Source organism: Oceanibaculum nanhaiense (assembly GCF_002148795.1).
Lineage (GTDB): Bacteria > Pseudomonadota > Alphaproteobacteria > Oceanibaculales > Oceanibaculaceae > Oceanibaculum > Oceanibaculum nanhaiense.
Map to the genome: position 1 here is coordinate 308749 of NZ_MPOB01000003.1, position 14413 is coordinate 323161.

Genomic DNA, 14413 nt, shown 5'->3' on the forward strand with positions numbered 1-14413 from the left:
GGACAGTGCCAATTTAACCGCTCGATCCCTGCGGACACGAAAAAATTCGCGCGGCGCGCCCTCAATAGAGGTGCTGGCCGCCGGTGACGAAGATTTCGGTGCCGGTCACATAGCCGAACTGGTCGGAGCACAGCGCGAAGACGGTCGAGGCGACATCCTCCGGCTTGCCGAGGCGGTGCATCGGGATGCGCGGCAGCAGCATCTCATATTCCGGCGACAGCATCGCGGTCTCGATCTCGCCCGGCGCCACCGCATTCACCCGCACGCCAAGCTGCGCGAAATCGGCCGCCATCTCGCGGGTCAGTGCCGACAGCGCCGCCTTCGAGGTCGAATAGGCCGATCCGGCAAAGGGGTGAATCGAATGGCCGGCAATCGAGGTGATATTCACGATCGAGCCCTTGCCCTTGTGCAATGCTGCGGCAAAGCCGCGCGCCAGACGCAGGGGGGCAAAGCAGTTCAGCTCGAACACCTGCTGCCAGGCGTCGATATCGCCATTCAGGCAACCCAGCCTTTCCTTGAAATCGGTCTTGGGCGACCAGCCGGCATTGTTGATCAGCGCATGGACCGGGCCGCCATCGAGCAGCGCATTCGCCTCGTCGATGAAGCTCTTCACGCTGGCAGGATCGAACAGATCGGTCGGGATATGCGCCGTCCAGTACGGATCGCGCTGGCATTCCGCCGGTGCTTCGTCGCGGCTGCAGGTGATTATCTTCCAGCCCCGGTCACGAAAATAGCGCGCGGTGGAATGGCCGATGCCCCGGCTGGCGCCGGTGACGATGCAGGTCTTGGCATCTGACAGATCCGGCGCGGAAAGGTCCGGGGCGGGCTCGGTCTTGCGGTCCATCGGGCAGGCATTCTCGGACATGACGCACTCTCGGATATGGCACGGGATACAGGTGGAAGCTTCTGCGGCGCAGCATATACCATCGCGCGGTCGCGCGGGAGGTATTGCGAGCGACTCTCAATAGATTTACGGCATACCCAGTGCTGCCCGCGCCGCCACCAACGCCGCGTCCCTGCCACCGCCGGCATCGACCCTTGCCCAGCCGGCAGGCGGCCTGATCCGGGCGGCCTGTGCGCGTACCACGGCGGATGTAGCATCCGAGGCATCGCCGCGCCTGTTATCGACGCGTTCCTCCAGGACGCGCTGCGGTGCCTCCAGCCACAGCCCGTCGAAAGCCACCCCGGCCTTGCCGGCAACGGCGGCGATGCCGCTGCGCTGCCAGTCCTCGCCATAGACCGCATCGGCGATCACGGCATGGCCCTGCGCCAGCACCTCCGCCGCCAGCCGCTCGATCTCCGCGAAGACGCGGCGCGAGACCTCCGGCTTGTAGGCCTCCTGCGGCAGGGTCTCGGTTTCCGCCACGCCGAACAGCCGCTTGCGGATCACGTCACTGCGCAGCACGACAGCGCCGGGGGCCCCGCCAAGGGCAGGCGCCAGACCGCGCGCCAGCGTCGATTTGCCGGTGCCGGACAACCCGCCGACCGCCACCAGCCGCGCCGGAGCGGGATCGAGATAGGACAGCGCCAGATCGAGGTAGGCCCGCGCCTCGGCCGCCGCCCTCTCCCGCTTCTCGCCCTCCAGACTATCAACCAGCCGCGCCGTCACATGGGCACGGATTACCGCCCGGCAGGCCAGCATCAGCGGCAGCGCCGCCAGCCCGTCATAGCCGGTCTGCGCCAGATAGCGGTTCAGCACCCGGTTGGCAGGGCCGTGCAGACCGCGATAGCCAAGGTCCATCAGCAGGAAGCTGAGGTCATACAGCGTGTCGATAAGGGCGAAATCGTCGTTGAACTCGATACAGTCGAACAGGGTCGGCCGGTCATCGATCAGGCAGATGTTGCGCAGATGCAGATCGCCATGGCAGCGCCGCACATGGCCTGCCGAACGCCGTGCATCCAGCACGCCGGCCACCTGCTTCAGCGCGGCGCGGCAGTCCTCATTGACCCGTTCGACCCGGCCCGCCTCGAACACCGTGCCGATGGCGCGCTCCAGCTCCACCGCATTGCCCTCGACATACCCCCGGAACGCCGGTGCACCGCCGCGATCCGGCGCCGGTTCCGCCGCTTCGTGCAGATCGGCCACGGCATCGGCCAGCCCGTCCATCAGCGGTTCGGTCAGCGCGCCGCGTTCCGCCATCGCGTCGAACAGCGCCGACTGGTCGAAGCGCCGCATGACGACCAGCCAATCCAGCGCCTCCCCCTCTTCCTGCCCCAGAATCAGCGTCTCATCGGGCAGACGCCGCACCGCCCGCACTTCCAGATAGAGTTCCGGTGCGGTGCGGCGATTCAGGCGCAGTTCCTCCTCGCAGAAAGACCGGCGCTTTTCGACGGTGGAGAAATCCATATAGGGAAAATGCACCGCCTTCTTCAGCTTGTAGGCCCGCTCGCCGGCCAGGAAGACATGGGCGGTGTGGGTCTCCAGCCGCTCCACTGGTCCGGCGACGCCATAGGCCTCCGGTCGTGACAGGAAATCGACGACGGCCTGCTGGGACTCGCCAGTCATGCCGCCCCCGCCGGCGGGTTGGGTTCGCGCGGTGCATCCGGAATGCCGTGCGGATCCTGATGCACAATGACGTCGGCACCCGGAAAGGCCGCCTCGATCTCCGCCTCCACCGCATCGGCGATCTCGTGCGCCTCGGCCAGGCGGGTATCGCCATCCAGTTCCAGATGCATCTGGATGAACCGGATTGGCCCGGCGGCGCGGGTGCGCAGATCGTGGACGCCCAGCACGCCGGAGTGGGCACGCGCCAGCGCCAGGATCGTCTGCCGTTCCTCGTCGGGCAGTTCTCGGTCCATCAGCATGTCCAGCGCCTCGCCGCCGATCCCCTTGGCGTTCCACAGCAGATAGGCGGCGATGCCCAGCGCGAAGACCGGATCGGCCAGCGGAAAATCGAACCAGCCGGTCAGCACCAGCGAGGCGATGATCGACAGGTTGATCAGCAGGTCGCCCTTGTAGTGCAGGCTGTCGGCGGAGACGACCAGCGAGCCGGTGCGGCGGATCACATGAGCCTGGAAGGCAACCAGCGCCAGCGTCACCAGGATCGAGAACACCATGACGGCGATGCCGATTTCCTGCTGCCCGACCGGCTGCGGCGACCACAGCCGGCGCACCGCCTCGACGCTGAGAAACAGCGCTGACCCGACGATGAAGGCCGCCTGCCCCAGCGCCGCGATGGGTTCTGCCTTGCCATGGCCGAAACGGTGCTCCTTGTCCGCCGGGGTCAGCGCCTGACGGATCGCCACCAGGGCGACGATTGAGGCGAAGGCGTCGAGCACCGAATCGATCAGGCTGGACAGCAGCGCCACCGAGCCGGTAAGCAGCCACGCCCCCAGCTTTGCCGCGATCAGCACCAGTGCCACCGACACCGCGACATAGCTCGCCAGCCGCATCAGGCGGCCATTGGCGTTATTCGATGCGGGGGCGTCGGTCATACGATGCGGACCTTGTCCTTAAGGATACAGCTTCTCGGTCGCCCAGCCATTGCCCGCCGGCTTGAAGATCAGCCGGTCATGCAGCCGGAACGGCCGGTCCTCCCAGAACTCGAAATAATCCGGACGGATGCGGAAGCCTGACCAGTAGGGCGGGCGCGGAATGGTGCCGACCGGGTATTTGGCGGCATATTTCGCCACCGCCTTCTCCAGCGCGAAGCGGCTTTCAAGCGGCCGCGACTGCTGCGAGGCCCAGGCGCCGATCTGGCTCTGCCGGGGCCGGCTGTGGAAGTAATCGTCGGCCTCGGCGTCGCTCACCTTCTCCACCGGCCCCTCGATGCGCACCTGCCGGCGCAGCGATTTCCAGTGAAACAGCAGCGCCGTCTGCGGGTTGCCGAGGATTTCCGTGCCCTTGCGGCTTTCGTAATTGGTGTAGAAGACGAAACCGCCCGCATCGAAATCCTTCAGCAGAACCATGCGGATCGACGGCCGCCCGCTGGCATCGACGCTGGCCACGGCCATCGCGTTGGGGTCGTTGATTTCCTTCTCCTTCGCCTCCCCGAACCATTTGGCGAAGAGATCGAAGGGATCGTCGTGCTGCGTGTCGCTCATTAAAGTCGGGCCTCGGCGTCGTGCGGGTTGGCGGTTAAGGTAGTCAGAGCCTGCCGCCGGGTCCAGCGGTGACTGGCAAAAACAGCCATGCAGGCAGAACAGCGCGGCCTGCCGCGACGGCCCCGCCCGGCGCGGAGCCGATCTGCAAAAAATCCTGTTGGATTGGGGCTTTGTCTCACTATCTTGTGGGTCTGTGTGCTGCCCTACGCTAATATCGTGTGACATCCGGTGGGCAGCAAACGCCGGAAACCTGCATTAAGGTCACCATCGGGATGATGAAGAAAACCGCTATCGCCCTTTCCGCCCTGCTGCTGCTCGCGGCCTGCGAGAACGGCAATCACGAGAACAAGCAGACCGCCGGCACCATCCTGGGCGGTATCGCCGGTGCTGTCGCCGGGTCGCAGATCGGCGGCGGCAAGGGCAGGCTGGCAGCCGTGGCCGCCGGCGCGCTGCTGGGCGGCTTCCTCGGCAACCAGATCGGCAGCGATCTCGACGAGGTGGACCGTCAGCGCGCGACTTCGGCGATGAACCGCGCGCAGGCCGCCCCGGTCGGCCAGACCATCACCTGGAACAACCCGAACAGCGGCAATTCCGGCAGCGTGACGCCGGTCCGCGAGGGCACCACCGCCAGCGGTGAGTATTGCCGCGAATTCCAGCAGACCGTCATCATTGGCGGCAAGAGCGAGAATGCCTACGGCACCGCCTGCCGCCAGCCGGACGGCAGCTGGAAGATCGTCGAATAACCGGCGAGGACAGGAACAAAGATGCGCGATCCCTATGACGTGTTGGGCGTGGCGCCGAACGCGTCTCAGGCTGACATCAAGGCGGCGTTCCGCAAGCTTGCGAAGAAATACCACCCGGACGTGAATGCCGGCGACCCGGATGTGGAGCGCAAGTTCAAGGAGGCGAACACCGCCTATAACCTGCTCTCCGATCCCGACAAGCGCGCCAAGTTCGACCGCGGCGATCTGGATGCGGAGGGCAATGAGCGGCGCTTCTCCGGCGGCGGCTATCGCGGCACGCGCGCCGGCACCCGCACGAGTTCCGGCCGCCCGCGCGGCCCCTTCGGCTTTGGCGGATCGAGCGGTACCGCCGAGGATTTCTTCTCGGAATTCTTCCGTGCCGCCGGCATGAAGCCGGAGGATGTGAAGGCCCAGGCCCGTGCTGGGCAAGCAGGGGCTGGCCAAACGGGTGCTGGCCAGACACGGGCGGATGCCGGTCAGGGAGCCGGCGCAAAGACCAGGACGCGCGACACCGAGCGCGGCGCGGAGGTGCGCTACAAGCTGGATATCGAATTCCTGGAAGCCGCCGCCGGTGCCAAGAAGCGCGCCACCTTCCCCGACGGCAAGTCGCTGGACATCACCATCCCGGCAGGCACCGAAAGCGGCCAGACGCTGCGCCTGAAGGGTCAGGGCCGCCCCGGCACCCAGGGCAGCCCGCCGGGCGATGCCTATGTCGAGGTCACGGTGAAGCCGCACCATTATTTCGAGCGCCGGGACATCAACATCTATCTCGATCTGCCGGTGGCGTTACAGGAGGCAGCCCTCGGTGCCTCGGTTTCCGTGCCGACCATCGACGGCAAGGTGCAACTGCGCATTCCCGCCGGATCCAACGGCGACACCACCTTGCGCCTGAAGGGCAAGGGCGTGCTGGACCGCAAGAGCGGCATCCGCGGCGACCAGTATGTGCGGTTGCGCATCATGCTGCCCGACCCGGCCGACCGCGAGCTCACCGATTTCCTGGAACGCTGGAAGCCGAAGAACAGTTTCAACCCGCGCAAGGCGCTGGGGATGGAATAGACATCTGCCGGTGCTAGATACGCCGGGCGGTGAGGGAGCGCTGTGATGGCCGTGACCATAGCTATATCCGTCACCCCCGCACTTGTTTGCGGGGGTGACGGAACAAGCAAACCGAACGCCAGCGTTACAAACTGAAACAATGCCGCAGCTTTACCCTGCTTCGCGCTTTCGTGTAGGATGCCCGACCTTTCTTTCGACCCGTTTCTGTACCAGTGGGGACTAGATGACCAACGCCTCGGCGCTTATGGCCGGCAAACGCGGCCTCATCATGGGTGTCGCGAACGATCGCTCTATCGCCTGGGGCATTGCCCGCGCCATCGCGGCGCAGGGGGCCACGCTCGCCTTCACCTATCAGGGCGATGCGCTGAAGAAGCGGGTCGAGCCGCTGGCCGCCTCCATCGGCTCCAGCCTGCTGCTGCCCTGCGACGTGACCGACGAGGCCAGCATCGACGCCACCTTTGCCGCGCTGAAGAAGGAGTGGGGCAAGCTGGACTTCATCGTCCATGCCGTCGCCTATTCCGACAAGGACGAGCTGAAGGGCAAATATGTCGATACCAGCCGGGACAACTTCCTGAATACGCTGGATATCTCCTGCTATTCCTTCACCGCCGTGGCGCAGCGCGCCGTGCCGATGATGAATGATGGCGGCAGCCTGCTGACGCTGACCTATTACGGCGCCGAGCGCGTCATGCCGCATTACAATGTGATGGGCGTAGCCAAGGCGGCACTGGAAGCCAGCATCCGCTACCTCGCCGTCGATCTGGGCGACCGCGGCATCCGGGTGAACGGCATCTCCGCCGGCCCGATCAAGACGCTGGCCGCCTCGGGCATCGGCGATTTCCGCTATATCCTGAAGTGGAACCAGTATAATTCGCCGCTGAAGCGCAATGTGACGCTGGAGGATGTCGGCGGGTCGGCCCTCTATCTGCTCAGCGATCTCTCGACCGGTGTCACCGGCGAAATCCATCATGTCGATTGCGGCTATCATGTCGTCGGCATGAAGGCCGTTGACGCGCCCGACATCTCCGTCGTCTGAGCCATGGCCGGCAACAGCTTCGGCACGGCCTTCCGCTTTACCACCTGGGGCGAAAGCCACGGACCGTCCATCGGCTGCGTCGTCGATGGCGTGCCGCCGCTGGTACCGTTGAGCGAGCCCGACATCCAGCACTGGATGGACCGGCGCCGGCCCGGCCAGTCGCGCTTCACCACCCAGCGCCGCGAGCCGGACGAGGTCAAAATCGTCTCCGGCGTGTTCGAAGGCGTGACCACCGGCACGCCGATCGGCCTGATCGTCGAGAATGTCGATCAGCGCTCCAAGGATTATTCGGAAATCTCCGAACAGTACCGCCCCGGCCATGCCGACTTCACCTATCAGGCGAAGTACGGCATCCGCGATTATCGCGGCGGCGGCCGGTCCTCCGCGCGCGAGACCGCGATGCGCGTGGCCGCCGGCGGCATCGCCCGCAAGATGCTGCATCATATTCTGGGCGGCGATATCGCGATCCGCGGCGCGCTGGTGCAGGTCGGCCCGCATGGCATCGACCGCGCGGCCTGGGATTGGGCGGAGACCGAAAACAACCCGTTCTGGTGCCCGGACGTCAAGGCGGCGGCGCAGTGGGAAGAGTATCTGGACGGCGTGCGCAAGGCGGGATCCTCCTGCGGCGCGGTCATCGAGGTGGTGGCCAGCGGCTTCCCCGCAGGATTGGGCGAACCGATCTATGACAAGCTGGATAGCGACCTCGCCCGCGCCATGATGACGATCAACGCGGTGAAGGGTGTGGAAATCGGCGCCGGCTTCGAGGCGGCCTCTCTGACCGGCGAGCAGAATGCCGACGAGATGCGCATGGCCGGCAACCAGGTCGAGTTCCTGTCGAACAAGGCGGGCGGGATTCTGGGCGGCATCTCCACCGGCCAGGATATCGTGGTGCGCTTCGCGGTGAAGCCGACCAGCTCCATCCTCACGCCGCGCCGCTCAGTGGATCGCAACAACCGTGACGTCGAGGTCCGCACCAAGGGCCGGCACGATCCCTGCGTCGGGATCCGCGCCGTACCGGTGGGCGAGGCGATGATGGCGCTGGTGCTGGCCGACCATGTGCTGCGCCAGCGCGCCCTGACCGGGAAGGTATAGCGCCATGCTGGGCTGGCTGCGCCGCGTGATCGTCGGCCTGTTGGCCCTTGTCGGCCTGGTGGTGGTGGTGGTGGCCGGCGGCCTCTATCTGCTGTCGGCGCAGCTTTTCGAACAGTATGAATCGCGCTGGCAGGCGCCGGAGATGCCGCCGCGCGTGCTGTTGCACCTGAAACTCGGCGGGCCGCTGCCGGAGCAGGAAACCGGTACGGTGCAGGCGCTCGTCCGGCGGCAGCATCAATCCAGCCTGCGGCAGGTCCTGGAGGCGCTGGACCGCGCCGCCATCGATCCGCGCGTCGGCGGCATCCTTGCCGATCTCAGCCACGCCCAGCTTGGCCATGCGCAGGCGCAGGAGCTGCATCAGGCGATCCTGCGCTTCCGCAGTGCCGGCAAGCCGACCATCGCTTTCGCCGATACCTTCGGCGAGGGCCAGTCCGGCAACACCGCCTATTACATCGCCAGCGCCTTCGACCATATCTGGCTGCAACCATCCGGCGATATCGGCCTGACCGGCATATCGATGGAGTTCATGTTCCTGCGCGAGGCGCTGGACGAGCTGGGTATCGAGCCGCAGATGATGCGGCGGCAGGAATATAAGGGCGTGGTCGAGACGCTGACCGAACGCAGCCTGACCCTGCCGGTACGCGAAAATTACCGGCAGATCGCGGAATCGCTGTATGGCCGGATGATCGGCGACATCGCCATGCGCCGCGATATCGCCCCCGAGCGGCTGCGCGCGCTGGTCGACACCGCCCCGCTGAACGCGACGGCAGGGCTGGAGAACCGCCTTGTGGACCGGCTGGGCTACCGCGACGAGGCACGCGCGGCGGCGCTGGCGCTTGCCGGCGGCGAGGCAAGGCCGATCACTTTGGGCGACTACGCCCGCACCCCGCCCGCGAATCCCGAAGCGCCATCGGCACAGATCGCGCTGATCACTGTCAGCGGCCCGATCGTGCGCGCAGCACCGGACGGGCTGTTCCGCGAGGATATGGCCGCCGCCGGACAACTGGCCGATGCGCTGGACGCGGCGGTGAACGCCCCGTCGGTGCGGGCGATCCTGCTGCGGATCGACAGTCCGGGCGGCTCCTATGTTGCCTCCGACAGCATCTGGCAGGCGGTCCGCCGCGCGAAGGAATCCGGCAAGCCGGTGGTCGCCTGGATGGGCAATGTCGCGGCGTCCGGCGGCTATTTCATCGCCATGGCGGCGGACCGGATCGTGGCGCAGCCGATGACGCTGACCGGCTCCATCGGCGTGGCCGGCGGCAAGATCGTGTTCGCCGGCGCACTGGACCGGCTGGGCATCGGCCATGACCGGGTCGCGGCCGGGGAAAATGCCGGCCTGTACAGCCCGCTTGAACCCTTCACCACCGCCCAGCGCCAGCAGATGGAACGCACGCTGGACCGCATCTATGCCGATTTCACCGGCAAGGCGGCAGCGGCGCGCGGGCTGGACAGCGTGCAGATCGACCGGGCGGCGCGCGGCCGTGTCTTCACCGGCGCCGATGCCGGGGAGGTTGGCCTGGTCGATGCAGTCGGCGGTTATGCCGAGGCGAAGCAGGCGCTGCGGACGCTGCTGACTCTGCCGCAGGGCGCACCGCTGAAGCTGCAGCCTTTCCCGGCGCCGGAAGACCCGTTCCAGGCCATGCTCGACCTGCTGCGCGGCGGCGACTTCCTGCAGGCGCTGTCCGGCCTGTCGCGGCTCTCGGCGCTGCTGACGCATTACGAGACAATGCTGGGCGGGGCGATGGAAGCGCCGCAGCCGCTGCGCACGCCATTACCGGAACTGCGGTGACCGGCGCGACAATGCGCCTTCCTTTTGCCGCAGAAACCCGGCAAGGATAACAGCATGATGTCCCGCACCCCGCACCTGTTGCTCGTCGCCCTGATGCTCGCCTCCGTGCTGGCCTTCGCCGCGATTACATTCGCGCCGATGACAGCCAGTGCGGCATCCGGCGGCAAATCGGATAGCGGCAGCACCGTGCGCTTCGTGAATGTCGGCCCCTATCTCATCAATTTCTATCTCGACGAGAAACCGGTCTCCGGCCGCCTGGCGCTCACCATCGAGGCTAAGGATCTGAATGCCCGCACCGCGCTGACCCAGAACAGCCAGCTGATCGATGCGATGCTCCTGCCGCTGGCCATCGAGCTCTATTCCCACGGCAGGCCCAGCCAGCAGCGTATCCGCACCTTCAAGCTGAAGGCGATCGAGGTGCTCAACCAGCAGTTCGGCAATGTCGTCAGCGATATCTATATCCGCAGCCTGATGTAGGCATCACGCCGTCTTGCGGCCGGCGATCAGGAATTCGCGATTGCCCTCCGGCCCCAGGATCGGCGACGGATCGATGCCCAGCACCGTCCAGCCCGGCTGTGCGGCCAGCCAGCCCGCGATGCGCTGGCATACCTCCTCATGCAGGTCCGGATCGCGCACCACCCCGCCCTTGCCGACACGTTCCTTGCCGACCTCGAATTGCGGTTTGATGAGCGCCACCAGAAAAGCGCCCGGCCCGGTCAGTTCCAGCGGCCGCGACAGCACCAGCTCCAGCCCGATGAAGCTGGCGTCGCAGACCACGAGATCGATGGCGTCGGGGATTTGCTCCGCAGTCAGATGCCGGGCGTTGGTCCGCTCCAGCACGACCACCCGGTCATCCTGCCGCAGCTTCCAGGCAAGCTGCCCGTGTCCCACGTCAACCGCATAGATTTTAGCCGCGCCGCGGCTGAGCAGCACGTCGGTGAAGCCACCGGTGGAGGCGCCGACATCGAGGCAGGTCATACCGTTCGGATCGATTCCGAAATGATCTAACCCATGTTGCAGTTTCAACCCGCCACGCGAGACCCAGGGGTGATCCTGCCCCTTCAGTTCCAGCGGTGCGTCTTCCGGCAGCGCCGTGCCCGCCTTGTCCAGCCGCCTGGTGTCGGAATAGACCAGCCCGGCCATCACCAGCGCCTGGGCGCGGGCGCGGCTCTCCACCAGCCCGCGTTCCACCAGCAGCACATCGAGGCGCTTCTTCGCCATCGGGCGGTCAGGCCCGGCGGATCGGCATCGTCATGCAGCGCGGCCCGCCGCCACCCATGGTGAACATGGTGAGGTCCGGGTCCAGCACGTCGAGGCCCAGCGCGCGCAGTTTCGCATTCACGCCCGTCGAGCCGGCGGCGGACAGCACCTTGCCGCCGCCCAGCGCCAGCACATTACCGTTCAGCTCCATCGCCTCCTTGTAGCTGACCGGCACCAGTTCGATGCCGAGACCGCGCAGCCAGGCCGCGAAATCGTCGGGCAGCACCTCCAGGCAGGCCAGCGCCACCTTCTCCGCCGCCATCGCGAACAGCAGATCCATATGCAGGAAATGCTGGGCGAAGGGCTGGCAGCGCACCTGCCACCCCTGCCCTTCGAACCAGCCGGCAACCTGCCGGGCCGAAGCCTCCTTGGTGCGGTCGCCGCTATAGCCGATCAGCAGCGTGCCGGGCCGCACCAGATGGATGTCGCCGCCCTCGATGGAGCCGGCGGTGGCCCAGTTCCAGACCGGAATGCCGTGGCCCTGGTAGAAGCGCACGATGGGCGCCACCTCGCCGACCCGCTGCGGGCGGAACATCTGCGTCACCAGCACGCCCCAGGGCGTCATCACGTCGGGATCGCGGGTATAGACCTGATAGGGCAGGTTCGGGTCCGGCGCGGCGAAATGACACGTCACCCCGGCGCTCTCCAGCGCCTGCACCATCTCGCGGTGCTGCCGCTGCGCCAGTTGCAGATCGAAGGAGGTGCCCCGGCGCAACGTCTCCTCGGCCACGGAATTGGCCGGAAACCATTTGAAATTACCGGGTTCGCACAGCAGCACATCGGTCAGCAGCCCATAATCGCTGTCGGCGCCATGGGCCAGGGGCGGAGTATCGGTCATCGTGGTCGTCCGGTTTCAGATCAAGGAGGTAAAGCAGTAAGTCGGATTGACAGGTTGGGTGCAAGCCCGCACTGTCCAACGCATCTACAATACGAGGAACGCATGACCGACACGACCTTTTACGAAGCCTCGTTCGAGGAACCCGTCCTGCGCCGCGATATCGCCGCGACCTGCCGGCTGTTCGGCCTGTACCGGCTGGCCCATATCGATGATGGGCGGATCACGGTCAGAATGCCGGGCGGCGTTCTGGCGAAACCCGACGATGTGGCGTTCGGCGACATGCGCGCCTCCGACGCGGTGTTCGTCGCCGATGGGGCGGAGAGCGATCCGGAAGGCCGCGTCGATGCCGATACGCTGGCAGCGCACCGCGCCATCCTGGCGGCCCGGCCGGAGATCATGGTGGTGTTCGAGGTGACGGCGGGCGCCGCCGCCGCGGTCGCCTGCGGTCCGGAAGGGCTGCTGCCGATCAGCCAGTTCTCATTGCAGTTCTACAACCGCATCGGCACCGAGGAGCTGGCCGGACCGGGCGACAATCTGGCGGCCGGCAAGCGCGCGGCCCATGCGCTGGGCCAGCACCCCGCGCTGATGCGCAAGGGGCGCGGCATGCTGGTGGTCGGCCGCACCATACCCGAGGTTTTCGTGCTGATGTTCTATCTGGTCCGCTCCTGCCAGGTGCAGGTGCCGGCTGTCACCGGCGGCGCGGAACTGGTGCTGCCGAGCCATGAGGTCGCCGAATATACCGCCCAGCAATATGAGCGCGATCCGACACCCGGCGGGAAACGGGAATGGCCGGCGCTGCTGCGCCTGCTGGATCGGACAAACCCCGGATATACGAACTGAGCAGCGAAATGGTTCCTTCACAAATCGATCACATCGATGTGAAAAGACGTTGAGTTTAAAAGGAAATTTTCATCCCCATCTCCTGTTCATCGAGGCCGGCACCCATCGTCGGCTTCACCGAAGAGATCAAGGAGATTTACGATGACCATCCGCACTCTGATGAACAAGACCGCCCTTCCCGCCCTTCTGGTTGCCGGCTTCATCGGCCTCGGCGCCGCCGGTGCCAGCGCCGCGCAGGTGACCGCCTGGGGCGCAAGCGACGCCAGCCCGACCTACCTGAACATGGTCAGCGAGACCCAGCGCTCGCAGGCCGGCATGGTACCCATGGTCGGTGGCAGCCTGCCGGGCGTTGCCTCGGGCGCCAGCGATGCCGACCCGACCGCCGGTAACCGCAATCTCGCGGTCAATGTGATCGATGGCGACGCCGCGCCGAGCCAGGCTCAGCTGTCGCAGAACCCGGCCGCAAATGCCGAGGTCGGCTTTTACTAAGCCGCGGCACTGACCCCGGAAACGGGCCCGGAAACGGGAATAGCCGAGTAGACGGAAAGGCGGGGGAAACCCCGCCTTTCTTTTTGCCTAATCGCCCACAGGACGCACCGCAAACTGCGTGCGGACCGGCCCGGACAGGCCGGCGATCTCGCGGATCAGCTTCTGCAGGATGGCGACGCGGAAATCGTCAAAGCCTTCCGCCACCACCAGAAACGCATTCTCCCCGCCGATTACCTGGTTCTCGTAATAGAGATCCAGCTTCAGCTCGCGCGGTGTCGGCGAGCCGAAAGGCTGCGGCCGGTCGTTCAGGATCGGCAGGCCGTTGATGGTGATGCCCTTGGCAACCGCACGGTCGCGCGCCGGCGCGGCCTGTACGCCGCGATTGGTCGGCCCGTCGCCGGAAATGTCGATCACCTTACGCTTGGCGTCGAACGGTGCGCGCTCGATCACGCCAACGGAATAATCGATGGCCGAGCCAATCGCCGTCCACATGGAGCGGTTCAGCGGCTTGCTTTCCAGCAGGCTGGCGAACGCCTCCGCCGTCTCCGGCCCGTCCACCAGCGTCCAGTCGATCAGCGTCCATTGGAACTCCGCCCCTGCCCATTCGACATAGGCAATGGCGATCTTGCCCTGCTCGCCATCCTGGATGGCGCGGATCACGGCGGGGTGGCGGATGGCGTCGATATAGCCCTGGCGCTGCTGGCTCATCTCGTGCTCGTCCATGCTGCCGGAAACATCGACCGCCAGCACCAGCACCAGATCGACCGCCGGCCCGGCGGCGCGCACCGGGACGGGCAAACTCAGCAGGATGGACAGGACCAGAAGAAACGGGGCCAGAAGAAACGGGAAAAGCAAGCGCATGGCCAACCTCTCTCTGAGTGGCATTGCCCCTGGTGACTTCCCCGACTTCAGTGTGTGCGAATATAACATTTGCCGCAAGATGGCAGGACAAGCCCCTTGGCGCGGGCGCATGCACCACCTATCTTCCCCGGCATGTCGCGCGATTTCCTTCCCTTCCGGTGGCGTTCCACCGTGGCCGTACTGCTGATCCTGGTCGGACTGGTGATCTATTCCCTGCTCGCCATGGTGGTCGGCACCTATTTCCTGCCGGACCATTGGGCGGCTGAGCTGGGCTTCTATCTGGTGGCCGGCATCGCCTGGGTATGGCCCAGCGCCAAGCTGATCGGCTGGGCCGCCAGGACCGACGCCAAACCGCTTCAGTAGAA

The 14413-nt window shown here is 66.0% G+C and carries 16 protein-coding genes; 9 read left to right on the forward strand and 7 right to left on the reverse strand.

Translation table 11 applies throughout. The features are described from left to right. Positions 1 to 61: 61 nt before the first annotated feature. The 4 genes from BKM74_RS06770 to pdxH form a co-directional block, all read right to left on the reverse strand. Positions 62 to 844 carry an SDR family NAD(P)-dependent oxidoreductase gene (locus BKM74_RS06770; RefSeq protein WP_086465072.1) on the reverse strand — a complete coding sequence of 261 codons (783 nt, stop codon included), beginning with the start codon at positions 842 to 844 and terminating at the stop codon, positions 62 to 64. A gap of 126 nt (positions 845 to 970) precedes the next feature. After that, positions 971 to 2506, reverse strand: coding sequence for a bifunctional aminoglycoside phosphotransferase/ATP-binding protein (locus BKM74_RS06775; RefSeq protein ID WP_086464933.1), 1536 nt, complete (start codon positions 2504 to 2506; stop codon positions 971 to 973). Then, positions 2503 to 3435, reverse strand: coding sequence for a cation diffusion facilitator family transporter (locus BKM74_RS06780; protein WP_140056036.1), 933 nt, complete (start codon positions 3433 to 3435; stop codon positions 2503 to 2505). The genes BKM74_RS06775 and BKM74_RS06780 overlap by 4 nt, the downstream gene beginning before the upstream one ends. Before the next feature lie 18 nt (positions 3436 to 3453). After that, entirely contained in the window at positions 3454 to 4044 is a 591-nt protein-coding gene (gene pdxH / locus BKM74_RS06785) for a pyridoxamine 5'-phosphate oxidase (protein ID WP_086464934.1), read from the reverse strand. Positions 4045 to 4316: 272 nt separating this feature from the next. Between pdxH and BKM74_RS06790 the strand changes: the two genes are divergently transcribed. From BKM74_RS06790 to BKM74_RS06815, 6 genes are all read left to right on the forward strand, one after another. Next, on the forward strand, positions 4317 to 4787 hold the full coding sequence (locus tag BKM74_RS06790) for an RT0821/Lpp0805 family surface protein (protein WP_086464935.1): 471 nt from the start codon (positions 4317 to 4319) through the stop codon (positions 4785 to 4787). A 21-nt stretch (positions 4788 to 4808) separates the two neighbouring features. Beyond that, a complete protein-coding gene (locus BKM74_RS06795) occupies positions 4809 to 5843 on the forward strand; it encodes a DnaJ C-terminal domain-containing protein (RefSeq protein ID WP_086464936.1) in 1035 nt (344 codons plus the stop codon). Positions 5844 to 6066: 223 nt separating this feature from the next. Continuing rightward, a complete protein-coding gene (gene fabI, locus BKM74_RS06800; RefSeq protein ID WP_086464937.1) occupies positions 6067 to 6879 on the forward strand; it encodes an enoyl-ACP reductase FabI in 813 nt (270 codons plus the stop codon). Positions 6880 to 6882: 3 nt separating this feature from the next. Continuing rightward, entirely contained in the window at positions 6883 to 7971 is a 1089-nt protein-coding gene (gene aroC / locus BKM74_RS06805) for a chorismate synthase (protein WP_086464938.1), read from the forward strand. A gap of 4 nt (positions 7972 to 7975) precedes the next feature. Beyond that, positions 7976 to 9760: a signal peptide peptidase SppA gene (gene sppA / locus BKM74_RS06810; protein WP_086464939.1), complete on the forward strand. Its 1785-nt coding sequence runs from the start codon at positions 7976 to 7978 to the stop codon at positions 9758 to 9760. A 54-nt stretch (positions 9761 to 9814) separates the two neighbouring features. Continuing rightward, a complete protein-coding gene (locus BKM74_RS06815; RefSeq protein ID WP_086464940.1) occupies positions 9815 to 10237 on the forward strand; it encodes a hypothetical protein in 423 nt (140 codons plus the stop codon). Positions 10238 to 10240: 3 nt separating this feature from the next. Here the strand turns inward: BKM74_RS06815 and BKM74_RS06820 are convergent, their stop codons facing one another. Beyond that, positions 10241 to 10981: a TlyA family RNA methyltransferase gene (locus BKM74_RS06820; RefSeq protein ID WP_086464941.1), complete on the reverse strand. Its 741-nt coding sequence runs from the start codon at positions 10979 to 10981 to the stop codon at positions 10241 to 10243. Between the two features lie 7 nt (positions 10982 to 10988). Beyond that, positions 10989 to 11858: a dimethylarginine dimethylaminohydrolase family protein gene (locus BKM74_RS06825; RefSeq protein ID WP_086464942.1), complete on the reverse strand. Its 870-nt coding sequence runs from the start codon at positions 11856 to 11858 to the stop codon at positions 10989 to 10991. A 102-nt stretch (positions 11859 to 11960) separates the two neighbouring features. On the opposite strand from BKM74_RS06825, the gene BKM74_RS06830 reads away from it, so the two are divergent. Both BKM74_RS06830 and BKM74_RS06835 read left to right on the forward strand, forming a co-directional pair. Next, positions 11961 to 12698: a class II aldolase/adducin family protein gene (locus BKM74_RS06830; protein ID WP_176342427.1), complete on the forward strand. Its 738-nt coding sequence runs from the start codon at positions 11961 to 11963 to the stop codon at positions 12696 to 12698. Positions 12699 to 12839: 141 nt separating this feature from the next. Next, on the forward strand, positions 12840 to 13187 hold the full coding sequence (locus tag BKM74_RS06835; RefSeq protein ID WP_086464944.1) for a hypothetical protein: 348 nt from the start codon (positions 12840 to 12842) through the stop codon (positions 13185 to 13187). 87 nt (positions 13188 to 13274) lie between these two features. Here BKM74_RS06835 and BKM74_RS06840 read toward each other — a convergent pair whose 3' ends face one another. After that, positions 13275 to 14048 carry a DUF1194 domain-containing protein gene (locus BKM74_RS06840; RefSeq protein WP_086465074.1) on the reverse strand — a complete coding sequence of 258 codons (774 nt, stop codon included), beginning with the start codon at positions 14046 to 14048 and terminating at the stop codon, positions 13275 to 13277. Between the two features lie 171 nt (positions 14049 to 14219). On the opposite strand from BKM74_RS06840, the gene BKM74_RS06845 reads away from it, so the two are divergent. After that, positions 14220 to 14411, forward strand: coding sequence for a DUF2842 domain-containing protein (locus BKM74_RS06845; RefSeq protein WP_217895446.1), 192 nt, complete (start codon positions 14220 to 14222; stop codon positions 14409 to 14411). The last annotated feature ends 2 nt before the right edge of the window (positions 14412 to 14413 follow it).